The organism is Bradyrhizobium sp. USDA 3256 (genome assembly GCF_054058275.1).
The window spans coordinates 3,549,680-3,562,479 of the sequence record NZ_JBSSAE010000002.1 but is presented as its reverse complement, the minus strand read 5'-3'; the positions used below and the strand labels follow the sequence as shown (position 1 = coordinate 3,562,479).

Below are 12,800 nucleotides of genomic sequence, written 5' to 3'. Positions count from 1 at the left end.
CAGCGATGCTATTCTGTACGCCTAACCGGGAACTTGATGCATGCGCAAACTCGCCGCGATTTTTCTTCTCACCATGATTGCCGGACCCGCATTCGCACAGTCGGATCACGTTCAGCGCTATCGCGAAGAGGTCGAGAAGTCGCCGGCCGATGCGGCCAACGAGGCGCGGCAACAGCGCGCCTATCAGCGTGCGCTCAGCGGTGTGCCGGATCAGAAACCGACCGATCCCTGGGGCATCGCGCGCAGCGACGGGCAGGGCACGCCCAAGGCGAATGCCGCGAAGCCGAAACCGGCCAAGCCCACGAGCGCAGCCGCCAAATAAAGCTCCGAGCGCGGATCAGGTCGATGAAATACTACGTCTGCAAATTGACCGGACCGCGCCCGACCTTTCCTCAGGATATGACGCCGCAGGAAGCCGCCATCGTGCAGGCGCACGTCGCCTATTGCGGCGAACTGCTGCAGGCCGGCAAGGCGCTGGTGTTCGGACCGGTCGCCGATCCCTCCGGCGTCTGGGGCCTCGGCGTGCTGCAACTGCCTGACGATGCCGATCCGCAGGAGATCGTCGCCAACGATCCCGTCACCAAGGCGGATGCCGGATTCACCTATCAGCTGATGCCGATGCTGCGCGCCGCGACGCGCGAGAGCTGCTAGGGCATGATCCGGAAAAAGTGCGAAGCTGTTTTCCGAAAGAGATCATGCCCAAACATGAGACAACAGAAGCTTCCTCACAAGGTTTCGATCGCATGAACGCTGGCCATCCGCAGAACGCCGACCAGATTGCTTATTGGAACGGGCCGGGCGGTCAGCGCTGGGCCACGCGGCAGGCCGCGCAGGATATCGTGCTGCAGCCGGTGCTCGACCTCCTGGTCGATCGCGCCGCGCCGAAAGCCGGCCAACGCGTCGTCGATGTCGGCTGTGGCAGCGGCGCCTCGAGCTTCGCGCTGGCGGCCAAGGTCGCGCCCGCTGGCCACGTGCTCGGCGTCGATGTCTCGGAGCCGATGCTGACGCGGGCGCGGCAGAGCGCGCCGCAGGGTTTGCCGGTCGAGTTCGCGCTGGCCGACGCCACCATCTATCCGTTTGTCAGCGAGAGCTTCGATCTGTTGGCCTCGCGCTTTGGCGTGATGTTCTTTGCCGATCCCGTGACGTCGTTCGCCAATCTGCGCAAGGCGATGAAGCCGACCGGCCGTCTCGCCTTCGCCTGCTGGCAGGAGCCGCGCGAAAATCCGTTCTTCATGACGCCGCTTGCTGCCGTCTACAAGCACGTGCCGAAACTGCCGCCGCTAGGGCCCGAGGATCCCGGCCCGTTCGCGTTCGCCTCCGAGGCCCGCGTGAAGCGGATCCTGGGCGAAGCCGGCTTCTCCGGCATTGCCATGGAGCCGTGCCGGGTTGAGCTCGATGTCGCGACCGGGCGCGGCATCGATGCCGCGATCCAGGGCGCGCTCGAGATCGGGCCGGCCAGCCGCGCGCTGGAAGGGCACCCGGATGAGGTGCGCGATGCCGCGATCGCCTCGATGCGCGAGGCGCTGGCGCCTTTTGTGAAGGGCGATGCCGTGCTGCTGCCCGGCGCGATCTGGATCGTGACCGCGCGGGCCTGATCAGGTCTTCTCTTCCCAGATCATCGCCAGGTGCACGATGGTCTGCACGGCCTTCTCCATGTCCTGCCGGCTGACCCATTCGAGCCGCGAATGGAACGCGTGCTCGCCGGCGAAGATGTTCGGGCAGGGCAGTCCCATGAAGGACAGCCGCGAGCCGTCCGTGCCGCCGCGGATCGAGGTCTTCACCGGCGTGAGGCCGGCGCGCTCGATCGCCTCGATCGCATAGGCCACGATCTGCGGGTGGCGATCGATCACATCCTTCATGTTACGGTACTGCTGCTTGACCTCCATGCGGTAGGTCGAGCGCGGATAGCCCTTCATGACATCGTTCACGATGTCTTCCAGCAGCGCTTCCTTCTGCTTCAGGCCGGCCTCGGTGAAATCGCGCACGATGAAGTCGATCCGCGCGTTCTCCAGCGCGCCCGAGATCGCGACCGGATGCAGGAAGCCTTCCTTGCCCTCGGTGGTCTCGGGCGAGCAGGTGTCCTTGGGCAGGCGATCGACGATCGCGGCGGCGATCTTGATCGCGTGCTCCATCTTGCCCTTGGCGAAGCCCGGATGGGTCGCGACGCCTTCGATGATGATGCTGGCGCCGTCGGCCGAGAAGGTCTCGTCCTCGATATGGCCGGCTGTCTCGCCGTCCATGGTGTAGCCGAAATCGGCCCCGAGCTTCTTGATGTCGACCTTGTCGACGCCGCGGCCGATCTCCTCGTCCGGCGTGAACAGGATCTTGATGGTGCCGTGCTTCACCTGCGGATTGGTGATCAGGAAATGCGCGGCGTCCATGATCTCGGCAAGGCCCGCCTTGTTGTCGGCGCCGAGCAGGGTGGTGCCGTCGGTGGTGATGATGTCGTTGCCGATCTGGTCGGCCAGTGCTTCGTGCTCGGCGGCGCGGATCACCTGCGAGGCATCGGCGGGCAGCACGATGTCGCCGCCGCGGTAGTTCTTCACGACCTGCGGCCTGACGTTCTTGCCGGTGCAGTCGGGAGAGGTGTCCATGTGCGAGCAGAAGCAGATCACCGGCACCGTCTTGTCGGTATTGGCCGGGATCGTCGCGTAGACGTATCCGTGCGGATCAAGATGCGCGTCGGATATCCCCATGGCCTGCAGCTCGGCGACCAGCAGGCGCCCGAGATTCTTCTGCTTCTCGGTGGAAGGCGTGGTGGGTGAATCCGGGTCTGACTGGGTATCGATCACGACATAGCGCAGGAAGCGCTCGGTGACGGTGTGCTTGAAGTCGAGAGCCGGTGCCAGCATGAAAACCGCGCAAAAAACAGGAGATAGGAACAATGCGCTTTGGCGAAGTTGGTTCGCGCGAGCAAACCGCGTCAAGGCGAGCTTCGTAGGACAATCCTATAACAGAAAAGCGCCACTCCGGGGCCGCGTCACGAGCCGGAATGGCGCTTTGCCTTAACGGAGAGAGTAGGCGCTAGACGGCTTCTTTCAGCTCCTTGGCGGCGCGGAAGGCGACCTTCTTGCTGGCCTTGATGTGGATCTGTTCGCCGGTCGCCGGGTTGCGGCCCATGCGGGCGGCGCGCTTGCGGACCTGCAGGATGCCGAGGCCGACGATCCTGATGCGCTCGCCCTTCTTGAGGTGCTTGGTGATCCTTGTGACCATGTCGGTCAGGATCGCCTCGGCCTGCTTCTTCGACAGCTCCTGCTCCTCGGCGATGGCCGCCGCCAAATGCTTCAGCGTGATCGTCGCCGGTGTCGCTGCTTTCTTCGCCATGTCTGGCCCTCCTCGTTGCTGAATGGCTGGATTGCTGCTTTTCACGCGAATGGCGCGCCGTTCGCGTCGGGAAAATGCGTCCGGACAAGTCCTGAAAACCGCCGGTTCCAGGAACGGGCAGCGCCGGGCTGGCCACAGGAAACCCAGACGTATCAGGCCTTATTTGATTCGGGGCTTCGCTGACTACGCCGTTTCCCCTGAAAACAGGCGACAACCCGCGTACGTGCCGCGAAAATGCCGACGCTGTGCAGGGATCCGCAACGTCCTTGACTAACCGGATGCGGGCCTTTATGCCCTCGGTCCTGCGCGGATCAATCCGATGATCGGCATCCGCGGGAGTAGCTCAGTTGGTTAGAGCGCCGCCCTGTCACGGCGGAGGCCGCGGGTTCGAGTCCCGTCTCTCGCGCCATTCATTTCAATGACTTAGCAGCGTGTTTGGCCCGAAACCATTGGTCCCTCTGGACCGGTGCCGTAACGAGTTGCCTTCCTCAGACTGCCGCGACAGATCAGGACGCCGCGAGGCCGGCAACGCTGACGGGTTGAGCGGCCTGCTCGGGCCTGACCGATAATGCCACGCGCTGTTCGGGCGTCAGCCACCACAGCAGGAACAGCAGCGCTATCCCGTTCGACAGCAGGCCTGTCGTGAGCGGCACATTCATGATCGCCTGAACTGCGATGCCCGACGAAACCGCGATGAAGCGCGGCGACAGGTGCTTTGAGACCATCGATCCCACCGACAGGATCAGGCCGCAGACGAAAGCCGACACCGGGGCGAGCGCAAGACCGACCGACGCGATGCCCTCGGTGGCGAGGAAAGACGCGTTGAAATTGCCGTCCTGATAAATCGCTCCGAGGGTCGGGCCGAGCTCGCCGTACGGGCACGCGGTCATGTACCGCAGGACGGTGATCTGGCAGAACCGGGTGAGTTCGCGGTGCGCAAAGAAGTCGGCGTATTGATCGAGCGCGAGCGACGGGATCGCGACGAAGCGCAGATTGACGGTGCTGAACACGATGTAGGTCTTGTCGGCGACGAGAATGGCGAAAGCCAAAAGGCCGACGATCATCGGGATCAGAAATGCGAGCACCGTGGCCAGCCGCGGGTCGAACCGGCCGTACAGCCAGAACAGAAACGGTAGCCAGATCGGCAGCAGCAGGACGGTCTTGTTGTTGACGACGGGATAGAAGCAAAGCGCAAGCAGCAGCACCCCGGCCGCCGGCATCCATCGGCTGCGCGATGCGAAATGCGCGAACAGGTAGGGCAGGACCGCGCCGATCATGACCCCGGTGAGATAGTTCATTAGCGCCGGCCGCACGACGGCGGTGCGGGCTGCGCCATAGGGATTGCCAAGATTGGCCCCGTAGGAGACATCGGCCACCAGCACGGCGAGGCACGACACCAGCAGCAGAACCGCGATGCGCTTGACGGCCGCTTCGGACAGATCGGGCCGCCAAGCCGAGATATTCTGCAGCATCAGAGGGATCATCACGGCGGCCAGCGCGGCGATCATGGCCCAGCGGGCGATGGCGTGCGGATAGTCGAACGCGCTGAAGAAACTGAGCCAGACGAAGCCGAACACGGCTGACAGCAGCGAGAAGCCGACCAGATAACCGAAGCTGAATCGTGCCGCGACGAACGCCGGGACGAATGCGACCATGATGGCGGTGCCGAGGACGGCTTGCGCGGTGATGCCGGATCGCCAGACATGCATCGCCGGGAATGCGTGCCCACAGGCGATCATCGAGGCGACGCTGAGGACGAAGAACCCGGGGATCGTGACCCCGACAACCAGGTCACCGCGCGTCAATGTCATCGGTCCGTCCGAATCCGAAAGCTGCCAGGCAGCTAGCCGGTCGGCCCTGGACGACGCAAGTTAAGCAATATCTCGGTCTGTGTTGTTATGTTTCTGCCGGGCCATTCGTCACCGCGATGCCCTATTGAATTCACAGAACGGCAATACCTTGCCTTGATCAGGCAAAGAATGCGGCGACCGCGTTGAGGTCGGATTGTCCCGGCGCCTCGCCGCGCAAATTGGCGTCGATGATGCGGCGGCAGGCGTCAACCGTGTGGGTGTCGCCCAATTCGTTGGCGGCCTCGAGGATCGACCAGACCGTGTCCAAGGGAACGTCGCTCTGCGTGGTCGCCTTCGGGTCTGACAGCATTGGCGGGGTCGCGGTTAGAATTCGAACAGGTCGCGGCCGCGCCGCGCCAAATTGTGCAAGTCCGCCACAGTGCCGCGCACCGCGTTGCAGCGGCGGCATTCGATGATCGTGTCGCCGGATGCATGCGCCGGATCGGCGACCTTGATCGCCAGGCTACCGCAATCCGTGCAGATGATCTTGAAGCCGGTTGAAATTACTTGCTGCTGCAAATTCATTGTGGCCTGCGCCTTTGTTGTCGTCGACCTTAGCCGGGCAACTTTTAAGACTGGGGTCGCGGAGCGGATTGCAATCGAACGACCGCGTTAGGGTGCGATTAAGATTTCGCTGCGGCCGCGCGGCCCTGCAGATGCAGCGTCGGCCTGCCGAGCCCGGCCGCGGCGGCGCGCACGGCATTGCGGGCATTGACGGTGATGATGCCGGCGGCGTGGGCCCAGACCGCGAGGTCGGAGGCGCTGTCGCCGGCGTAGATGAAGCCCCCGGGAAATGTCCTTTGCAACAGGTCGGCCTTGTTGGCGCCCTTGAGATTGTGTTCACCATCGGAGGCAAGCACCTGGTCGATCCAGGGCAGACGCGACGCCAGCTTCTCTGCGAGCAGCGCTTCGGCCGCCGTTGCCAGCACGATGCGGCGGCCGGCCGCGTTCTCGCGCTCGGCCAATGCGACGACGTCCTGGTGCAGTTCGATCCGGCTCCAGTCGATGCGCTGGTGCTGTGCGAGCCGGCGCTTCAGCGCCGCGCGGCCGCGCGTCAGCCAGGCGGCGCATGAAACGACGATCAGCGGATTGCGGCGCAGGATCGAGAAGAAGCTGAGATGGAGCAGGTCGCCCGTGATCAGCGTGCCGTCGAGGTCGAGCACCAGCGGCAGCGATGCCGGGAGGCCGAGCAAAGGGGGCGCCCCGTCGGTGCGGGAAGCATCCTGCGGCTTCGCAATGTAGTCGCCGGCGAGGCGAGGCTCAGTCATTCGCGGCACTCAGCCGGGTTGCGACCTTGCACGCGTCGATCGCGCGCACTCCGGTCTCCGTGGTCCGGCAATCGCCGTAGCCGAACTCGCTCGCAAAGGCCACACCATGCTCGTCCGAGCTCAAGACGATCAGGACCAACGAAAAAGGCCGCCCGAGGGCGGCCGTGTTGCCTGCGGAAGCCGGCAGAAATCCTTAGCGGACCGTGGAGGTGCCCGACGAGGTGATCGCCACCGGTTTGCCGGCCTTGATGACCTGGGTGGTCTGAGCAGTCTGGGTGAAATCCGCGTTGTTCCGGGCCGAAATGCCGAGCGCCGCGATCCCGATCCCCGCAACAAGGGCAACCACCACAATCTTGAGATGGGTCGCGCGGTCAGCTGAATGGATCGAGTGGTTCATGGTCGCCTCCGGGCGTCTCTGCGCCGTCTATGGCAGTTACTGGTAAGCCCCATCTGTTTCCGGATCGTTTCGTGAGTTCCGGGAAATGGTTTCGTGCCACGGGCGGATTGGTTTCACCGTGCCTTGCGTCACACTGGCGGCCGGCTAAAACTGCCCCAGGCGCGGAAACGCCCTTGGGAGAAAAACAATAATGAAAACAATGAGACTAACCCGACGCCGGGTGCTTGGAACCGGCTCCGCGGCACTCGCCGCTACGATGTTTGGTAAGCGCGCCGTTGCGGCGGCCGAGTTCGACTTCAAGCTCGGCGTCAACACTCCGGAAACCCATCCGCTAACAATCCGCCTGACTGAGGCCGCCAAGGCGGTCGGCGCCCAGTCGTCCGGCCGGGTCAACATCACGGTGTTCGCCAACAGCCAGCTCGGCGGCGATCCGGAGATGCTGTCGCAGGTCCGGGCCGGCGGGATCGAGCTGCTGGCGGCGCCCAGCATGACACTGTCGACGCTGGTGCCGCTGTCGGGGTTGCCCAGCATCGGCTTTGCCTTCCAGTCCTACGACCAGGTCTGGGCGGCGATGGACGGCGGCGTCGGCGACCTCGTGCGCGAGGCGATCACGAAGACCGGCGTCGTGCCGCTGAAGAAGGTCTGGGACAACGGCTTTCGTCAGATCACCTCGTCGTCGAGCCGGCAGCTCAACAGCGTCGACGATCTCAAGGGCTTTAAAATTCGCGTGCCGGTGACGGCATTGCTGACGTCGCTGTTCTCAGGGCTCGGCGCGCTGCCGTCGAGCATCTCCTACAGCGAGCTCTATTCGGCGCTGCAGACCCACATCGTCGAAGGGCAGGAGAACCCGCTGGCGCAGGTTTCGACCGGCAAGCTCTACGAGGTGCAGAAATTCTGCGCGCTCTCGAACCATTGCTGGAGCGGTTACTGGATCCTCGGGAACCGCCGCGCGATGGCCGGCCTGCCGCCCGATCTGCTCGAGCTCATCAATGCCGCGTTCGACGCCGCGGCGGTGAAGGAGCGCACCGATCTGGTCGAGATGGATAGCTCGCTGCAGGCCGAGCTGACCGAGAAGGGCATGACCTTCAACAAGCCCGATCCCGTGCAGTTCAGGGCCGCGTTGGTGAAGGCCGGCTTCTACACGCAGTGGCAGAAGACCTATGGCGCGGACGCCTGGGCAGCGCTGGAGAAATACACCGGCAAGCTGACGTGAGCGCCGCCTGACATCACACGCGCGATTACCTGACGCGTAATCGCGCGTGCGATCTCCCTTTGCGATGGTCGGTGCATCGGCGGCGATGAGTGCCGATCGATCCGCAAAGGGAGATACACGATGGCCAGCCAACCGCTTTATGCAACCGCCAGGGACGGCACAAAGCTGTTCGTGCAGGATTGGGGTTCGGGCCGGCCGGTGCTGCTGCTCGCTGCCTGGACGTTCAATTCCAGCATCTGGGGCAGCCAGATCGTGGCGCTGAACGCCAAGGGCTATCGCTGCATCGCACCTGACCGGCGCGGACATGGCCGCTCCGACATGCCGATGGCGGGATACGATCTCGACACGCTGACCGATGACGTCGCCGCCGTGATCGAGCAGCATGATCTCCACGACGTCACGATCGTCGCGCATTCGATGGGATCGATCGAGGCAGTGAACTATCTGGCGCGGCACGGCGCAAAGCGCATCGCACGGCTGGTGCTGGTGGCGCCGACCACGCCGTTCATCGTGCAGACCGAGGACAATCCGGACGCCGTGCCGAGAGCGATGGTCGACGCGCAAAATGCGGCGATCGCGCAGGACTTTTCGAAATGGATGGGCGAGAACGAGACGCCGTTCTTCATGCCCGACACGCCCGAGGTGACCCGGGCCTGGATCAGGGAAATGATGCTGAGCGTGCCGCTGCCGGTGGCGCTGGCTTGCCGCAAGACCATTTCCTTTGCCGATCTGCGCGCCGCCGCGAGCGCGATCGATCGCGCGACGCTGATCGTGCATGGCGACAAGGATGCCAGCGCGCCCCTCGAGCTGACCGGCGCGAAGACGGCAAAGCTGATCAGAGGAAGCAGGCTCGCCGTCTATGAAGGCGCGCCGCACGCGTTGCCGCTGACGCACAGCGCGCATTTGATGGCCGACCTGCTGGCCTTCATCGACAGCTAACTGGCGCGCGCGATGTCGGCGCGGATCGCGCGTGCCGCCCAGACGAACAGCAGGGCGCCGAGCGTCGTCATGAGCGCGGCCGACAACAGCGAGTAGCGAACCGCATCGACGCCGTAGGTGCCTTTCAGCGCGTCGTTGATCATGCCGACGGCGAGGGGGCCGACGCCCTGGCCGAAGCAGGTCGCGGTCAGCAGCACGATCGCCGAGGCCAGCGCGCGCATGCTGGGCTTTGCCACCGTCTGCGCGATCGCGAAGATCGGGCCGAGATGGAAGCCGAGCATGAACGAGGTCAGTGCCAGGGTCGCGACCATCAGCGTGAAGCTTTGCGTCAGCATGCACAGCGCGAACACCGGGCCGGCGAGGCCGGACATGATCGCGGGCGCCCACAGCTTCCAGCGGTCGTCGCGGCGGCCGATCTGCGCCACCACGAGGCCGCCGATCAACGTGCCCGCCATGCCGGCGAGACCCTTGAAGGTGCCGGCATAGGTGCCGATCTCGGCGCTGGTGAGGTGATGGATGCGCGCCAGGAACGGCGGGATCCACGCCGCGGTAGCGTAGTTGGTGCGAGCAGCCCCATCGTGGTGTCGCTGAGCGTGAACTCCTTCTTGATCGGTTCGATCAGCACGTTGAAGATGGTCGAGGAAGTTGAGAGCGTAGATGATCGTGAGCAAGGCGAGGACGTAGTAGCGGCGCGCCGAGGGCGCGGCCGCAGCTTGCGTTGGCGCGGCCGCGTGCGGTGCGACATCGACCATGACTTCCTCCCCCGATCCTCTTTTTGCGCGGGCCTTACGCCTCGCGGATGTAGTTCCCCGCCTCGAATTCGACCGGCCTCGTGTCGGCGTCGAACGACACCCCGATCGGGTCGCGGCCGGTGGCCATGGCCTTGAGCTGGTCAGCGAGCATCCGGCGGATCATCAGGATGCCGCGGTCGCTCTGGCCAAAATGCTCTTCGGAATGGATCGTCACCGCGCCCTGGCCGACCTGGGCCTCGTAGTCGCCGGGGAATTGCTGGTGCTCGGCCTCGGTCATGTCCCACCAGAACTTGCCGTTGAACTTCGAGCGCATCCGCCCGATATCGCCCGCGTTCTTGACCCGGCCGGCGACGTAGATGCGAAACGAGGTGTCGTCGATCGGCAAGGTCCAGCCGATCGATTCGACGCGCGCGAACTGCGCGACGCGCGGATTGGGCACGACGCGCAATGTGGGGAGGGCGGCCTCGGTGACGCGATAGAACATCTTGCCGTCGTCTTGCCTGCGGATCGAACGCACCGCGACGCCGCGCGGCGACATCTCGAACTTCACCTCGGGCATCGAGGCCATCATGTTGTTGAACTGCGGCCCTGAGAACGAGCCGTGCAGCACCGGCACATGGTAGGGGTCGGCAACGTTCTCGAAATGCTGCAGCCAGTTGCAAGGGACCACGGCAGGGCCGCCGCCGCCGATCGAGGAATCGTCGGCCTCGACGAACTCGCCGTCGTCCATTTTCTCCAGGCACTCGTAGCGCGGCAGCACCGGCCTTTTCTCGGCCGGCCCCATATAGGCGAAGATCAGGCCGTAGCGTTCCTGCACTGGATACCAGGGCTGGCGTACCTTGTCCTTGAACAGGCCGCCGTCGGGCTCGCAGGGTTGTTCGAGGCAGCGGCCCTCGGTGTCGAACTTCCAGCCGTGATAGCAGCAGCGGATGCCGTCTTCCTCGACCTTGCCGTAATAGAGCGTGGTGCCGCGGTGGCAGCAGCGCGCATGCAGCAGGCCGGCCCGGCCATGCCGGTCGCGGAACAGGATCAGGTCTTCGCCAAGTGCGCGGACTTTTCTGGGGATATCGGTGGCGTCACCGGCGAGGCCGACCGGGTGCCAATACCGGCGCAACAGCTCGCCCATCGGTGTGCCCCGGCCGACCGAGGTGAGCTCGGTCCGGGTGCTGGACGGCTTCATCGCATAGGCCGTGCCGAGATCGCGGTCCCGCTGGGTGATCGTCATGTTGTCCTCCCCGCCGCTAGTCGGGCGCCGGCGGCTGATCTATCGTTGACCAAGTCAACGATAGATGGATGACAATGTCACCGATATCGTTAAGCTTGGCAGCGCGCGGCTTTGTTGGCAGAGGTTGGCAGAGGTTGGTGATGACCGAGAAGCTCAGGACTGAGAGGGCCTTGCCGCCGGAGGCCGTTGTCGATTCCGAACTGGCACCGATCACCGCGATGATGTCGTCGCGGCTGATGGTGCTGGCGAACCTGCTCAGGCGCGGCGCGATGCTGCGCTACAAGCGCCTGACCGGCCTGTCCTCGGTCGAGTTCGGTCTGGTCGCCTCGCTCGGCCGGCGGCCGCCGATGAGCGTGGTGCGGCTCGCCGAGGCCGTCGGCATGGACAAGGGGCAGATCAGCCGGGCGCTCGCCGAGCTCGTGGCGCGCAAGCTGGTGGCGAAGGCGGCCAATCCGCGCGACAATCGGGAGACCCTGGTCTCTCTCACCAAGGCCGGCCTGGCTGCCCATGACGCCATCGTGGCCGGCGCCCAGGAGCGAAACCGGCGCCTGCTGGAACAGCTTGCGCCGGGGGATCTCGAGCTGCTGCTCGGACACATCGATCGGCTCACCCTGACGGCCGCCGAGATGCTCGCTGCCGAACGGGGGCTGGGCTGATATGGGGAGAGCGCAGGGCACAGGATGGCTGCCGCGGCGTTACCAATGGAGGCAAGCGCATCCGCCTGATGAGGCCAAGAGCCCACGGGAAGGACGGTAAAAGCGTCAAAATAGCTTGTCTTGCGCCCTCTGTTGCGCTGCGCTAAAGCCTCAAGAACAATTCCAATCAACGAATCTGCGGCACGTCCGAAACCGCAGCAAGAAGGCCTCGCCGATGACCGGCATCCTGCAGAATTATCTCCCACTTGTGGTCTTTATCGGAGTTGCGAGCCTGATCGGTCTGGCGCTCCTGATCGCGCCGTTCCTGGTCGCGTTCCAATCGCCGGACCCGGAAAAGCTGTCCGCCTATGAATGCGGATTCAACGCTTTTGACGACGCCCGCATGAAGTTCGACGTCCGGTTCTATCTGGTGGCGATCCTCTTCATCATCTTCGACCTCGAAGTGGCGTTCCTGTTCCCCTGGGCCGTGGCGTTCGGAAAGCTCGGCGCCACCGGGTTCTGGTCGATGATGGTGTTCCTGGCCGTGCTGACGGTCGGGTTTGCGTATGAATGGAAGAAAGGCGCGCTCGAATGGGATTGAGCCCCACCGCCGCATCCTCGCAGCCGGCGATCGCCAAATCTGAGATCGCTATGGCTCCGAAGGGTATTCTTGATCCGTCGACCGGCAAGCCGGTCGGCGCCAACGATCCGTTTTTCCTCGAGGTCAATCACGAGCTGTCCGACAAGGGCTTCTTCGTCGCCGCGGCCGATGACCTCATCACCTGGGCGCGCACCGGCTCCCTGATGTGGATGACCTTCGGTCTCGCCTGCTGTGCGGTCGAGATGATGCAGGTCTCGATGCCGCGCTATGACGTCGAACGCTTCGGCTTCGCACCGCGCGCCTCGCCGCGGCAGTCCGACGTGATGATTGTCGCGGGCACCCTGACCAACAAGATGGCGCCCGCGCTGCGCAAGGTCTACGACCAGATGCCGGAGCCGCGCTACGTCATCTCGATGGGCTCCTGCGCCAATGGCGGCGGCTACTACCATTACTCCTATTCGGTGGTGCGTGGCTGTGATCGCATCGTGCCGATCGACATCTACGTGCCGGGCTGCCCGCCCACGGCGGAAGCGCTGCTCTACGGCGTGCTGCTGCTGCAGAAGAAGATCCGCCGTATCGGCACTATCGAACGCTAA

At 64.4% G+C, this 12,800-nt stretch carries 16 protein-coding genes, 1 tRNA gene and 1 pseudogene; 9 read left to right on the top strand and 9 right to left on the bottom strand.

Annotated features, from left to right (window positions below; all coding sequences use genetic code 11):
- Nucleotides 1-40 precede the first annotated feature (40 nt).
- From ACVWY5_RS18470 to ACVWY5_RS18460, 3 genes are all read left to right on the top strand, one after another.
- On the top strand, nucleotides 41-322 hold the full coding sequence (locus tag ACVWY5_RS18470; RefSeq protein ID WP_028333956.1) for a hypothetical protein: 282 nt from the start codon (nucleotides 41-43) through the stop codon (nucleotides 320-322).
- A 23-nt stretch (nucleotides 323-345) separates the two neighbouring features.
- Nucleotides 346-651: a YciI family protein gene (locus ACVWY5_RS18465; RefSeq protein ID WP_028333957.1), complete on the top strand. Its 306-nt coding sequence runs from the start codon at nucleotides 346-348 to the stop codon at nucleotides 649-651.
- Between the two features lie 92 nt (nucleotides 652-743).
- Complete coding sequence (locus ACVWY5_RS18460) at nucleotides 744-1,595, top strand: class I SAM-dependent methyltransferase (protein ID WP_028333958.1); 852 nt, start codon at nucleotides 744-746, stop codon at nucleotides 1,593-1,595.
- Here the strand turns inward: ACVWY5_RS18460 and pepT are convergent, their stop codons facing one another.
- Both pepT and ACVWY5_RS18450 read right to left on the bottom strand, forming a co-directional pair.
- Complete coding sequence (gene pepT, locus ACVWY5_RS18455; RefSeq protein ID WP_028333959.1) at nucleotides 1,596-2,852, bottom strand: peptidase T; 1,257 nt, start codon at nucleotides 2,850-2,852, stop codon at nucleotides 1,596-1,598.
- Between the two features lie 172 nt (nucleotides 2,853-3,024).
- Nucleotides 3,025-3,348 (bottom strand): HU family DNA-binding protein, encoded by a 324-nt coding sequence (locus ACVWY5_RS18450; RefSeq protein ID WP_259171327.1) that lies wholly within the window; start codon nucleotides 3,346-3,348, stop codon nucleotides 3,025-3,027.
- Nucleotides 3,349-3,656: 308 nt separating this feature from the next.
- Between ACVWY5_RS18450 and ACVWY5_RS18445 the strand changes: the two genes are divergently transcribed.
- Nucleotides 3,657-3,733, top strand: a tRNA-Asp gene (locus ACVWY5_RS18445).
- 97 nt (nucleotides 3,734-3,830) lie between these two features.
- On the opposite strand, the gene ACVWY5_RS18440 is transcribed toward ACVWY5_RS18445, so the two are convergent.
- The 5 genes from ACVWY5_RS18440 to ACVWY5_RS18420 all read right to left on the bottom strand — a co-directional run bounded on the left by ACVWY5_RS18440 (nucleotide 3,831) and on the right by ACVWY5_RS18420 (nucleotide 6,839).
- Nucleotides 3,831-5,135 (bottom strand): hypothetical protein, encoded by a 1,305-nt coding sequence (locus ACVWY5_RS18440; protein WP_028333960.1) that lies wholly within the window; start codon nucleotides 5,133-5,135, stop codon nucleotides 3,831-3,833.
- A gap of 157 nt (nucleotides 5,136-5,292) precedes the next feature.
- Entirely contained in the window at nucleotides 5,293-5,484 is a 192-nt protein-coding gene (locus ACVWY5_RS18435) for a hypothetical protein (protein WP_028333961.1), read from the bottom strand.
- A 14-nt stretch (nucleotides 5,485-5,498) separates the two neighbouring features.
- Nucleotides 5,499-5,699: a hypothetical protein gene (locus ACVWY5_RS18430; protein ID WP_028333962.1), complete on the bottom strand. Its 201-nt coding sequence runs from the start codon at nucleotides 5,697-5,699 to the stop codon at nucleotides 5,499-5,501.
- A 98-nt stretch (nucleotides 5,700-5,797) separates the two neighbouring features.
- On the bottom strand, nucleotides 5,798-6,442 hold the full coding sequence (locus ACVWY5_RS18425; protein ID WP_028333963.1) for a haloacid dehalogenase-like hydrolase: 645 nt from the start codon (nucleotides 6,440-6,442) through the stop codon (nucleotides 5,798-5,800).
- A gap of 193 nt (nucleotides 6,443-6,635) precedes the next feature.
- A complete protein-coding gene (locus tag ACVWY5_RS18420) occupies nucleotides 6,636-6,839 on the bottom strand; it encodes a hypothetical protein (RefSeq protein ID WP_028333964.1) in 204 nt (67 codons plus the stop codon).
- A 199-nt stretch (nucleotides 6,840-7,038) separates the two neighbouring features.
- Between ACVWY5_RS18420 and ACVWY5_RS18415 the strand changes: the two genes are divergently transcribed.
- Together ACVWY5_RS18415 and ACVWY5_RS18410 are read left to right on the top strand one after the other, a co-directional pair.
- Nucleotides 7,039-8,052 carry a TRAP transporter substrate-binding protein gene (locus ACVWY5_RS18415; RefSeq protein ID WP_028333965.1) on the top strand — a complete coding sequence of 338 codons (1,014 nt, stop codon included), beginning with the start codon at nucleotides 7,039-7,041 and terminating at the stop codon, nucleotides 8,050-8,052.
- A gap of 120 nt (nucleotides 8,053-8,172) precedes the next feature.
- Nucleotides 8,173-8,991 (top strand): alpha/beta fold hydrolase, encoded by an 819-nt coding sequence (locus ACVWY5_RS18410; protein ID WP_028333966.1) that lies wholly within the window; start codon nucleotides 8,173-8,175, stop codon nucleotides 8,989-8,991.
- On the opposite strand, the pseudogene ACVWY5_RS18405 reads toward ACVWY5_RS18410, so the two are convergent.
- Nucleotides 8,988-9,554: pseudogene (locus ACVWY5_RS18405) on the bottom strand (spinster family MFS transporter); the annotation flags it as partial. The gene ACVWY5_RS18410 and the pseudogene ACVWY5_RS18405 sit on opposite strands and share 4 nt — an antisense overlap.
- Before the next feature lie 223 nt (nucleotides 9,555-9,777).
- Nucleotides 9,778-10,968, bottom strand: a complete 1,191-nt coding sequence (locus ACVWY5_RS18400; protein WP_028333967.1) for an aromatic ring-hydroxylating dioxygenase subunit alpha — start codon at nucleotides 10,966-10,968, stop codon at nucleotides 9,778-9,780.
- Nucleotides 10,969-11,108: 140 nt separating this feature from the next.
- Between ACVWY5_RS18400 and ACVWY5_RS18395 the strand changes: the two genes are divergently transcribed.
- From ACVWY5_RS18395 to ACVWY5_RS18385, 3 genes are all read left to right on the top strand, one after another.
- Entirely contained in the window at nucleotides 11,109-11,624 is a 516-nt protein-coding gene (locus tag ACVWY5_RS18395) for a MarR family winged helix-turn-helix transcriptional regulator (RefSeq protein WP_050384956.1), read from the top strand.
- 214 nt (nucleotides 11,625-11,838) lie between these two features.
- Nucleotides 11,839-12,204, top strand: a complete 366-nt coding sequence (locus tag ACVWY5_RS18390) for an NADH-quinone oxidoreductase subunit A (RefSeq protein ID WP_018271860.1) — start codon at nucleotides 11,839-11,841, stop codon at nucleotides 12,202-12,204.
- Between the two features lie 50 nt (nucleotides 12,205-12,254).
- Nucleotides 12,255-12,800, top strand: a complete 546-nt coding sequence (locus tag ACVWY5_RS18385) for a NuoB/complex I 20 kDa subunit family protein (protein WP_018271859.1) — start codon at nucleotides 12,255-12,257, stop codon at nucleotides 12,798-12,800.

Coding starts and splice junctions, on each gene's coding strand:
- ACVWY5_RS18470 (WP_028333956.1), top strand. CDS start 41: ATGCGCAAACTCGCCGCGATTTTTCTTCTCACCATGATTGCCGGACCC.
- ACVWY5_RS18465 (WP_028333957.1), top strand. CDS start 346: ATGAAATACTACGTCTGCAAATTGACCGGACCGCGCCCGACCTTTCCT.
- ACVWY5_RS18460 (WP_028333958.1), top strand. CDS start 744: ATGAACGCTGGCCATCCGCAGAACGCCGACCAGATTGCTTATTGGAAC.
- pepT (WP_028333959.1), bottom strand. CDS start 2,852: ATGCTGGCACCGGCTCTCGACTTCAAGCACACCGTCACCGAGCGCTTC.
- ACVWY5_RS18440 (WP_028333960.1), bottom strand. CDS start 5,135: ATGACATTGACGCGCGGTGACCTGGTTGTCGGGGTCACGATCCCCGGG.
- ACVWY5_RS18435 (WP_028333961.1), bottom strand. CDS start 5,484: ATGCTGTCAGACCCGAAGGCGACCACGCAGAGCGACGTTCCCTTGGAC.
- ACVWY5_RS18430 (WP_028333962.1), bottom strand. CDS start 5,699: ATGAATTTGCAGCAGCAAGTAATTTCAACCGGCTTCAAGATCATCTGC.
- ACVWY5_RS18425 (WP_028333963.1), bottom strand. CDS start 6,442: ATGACTGAGCCTCGCCTCGCCGGCGACTACATTGCGAAGCCGCAGGAT.
- ACVWY5_RS18420 (WP_028333964.1), bottom strand. CDS start 6,839: ATGAACCACTCGATCCATTCAGCTGACCGCGCGACCCATCTCAAGATT.
- ACVWY5_RS18415 (WP_028333965.1), top strand. CDS start 7,039: ATGAGACTAACCCGACGCCGGGTGCTTGGAACCGGCTCCGCGGCACTC.
- ACVWY5_RS18410 (WP_028333966.1), top strand. CDS start 8,173: ATGGCCAGCCAACCGCTTTATGCAACCGCCAGGGACGGCACAAAGCTG.
- ACVWY5_RS18400 (WP_028333967.1), bottom strand. CDS start 10,968: ATGACGATCACCCAGCGGGACCGCGATCTCGGCACGGCCTATGCGATG.
- ACVWY5_RS18395 (WP_050384956.1), top strand. CDS start 11,109: ATGACCGAGAAGCTCAGGACTGAGAGGGCCTTGCCGCCGGAGGCCGTT.
- ACVWY5_RS18390 (WP_018271860.1), top strand. CDS start 11,839: ATGACCGGCATCCTGCAGAATTATCTCCCACTTGTGGTCTTTATCGGA.
- ACVWY5_RS18385 (WP_018271859.1), top strand. CDS start 12,255: ATGGCTCCGAAGGGTATTCTTGATCCGTCGACCGGCAAGCCGGTCGGC.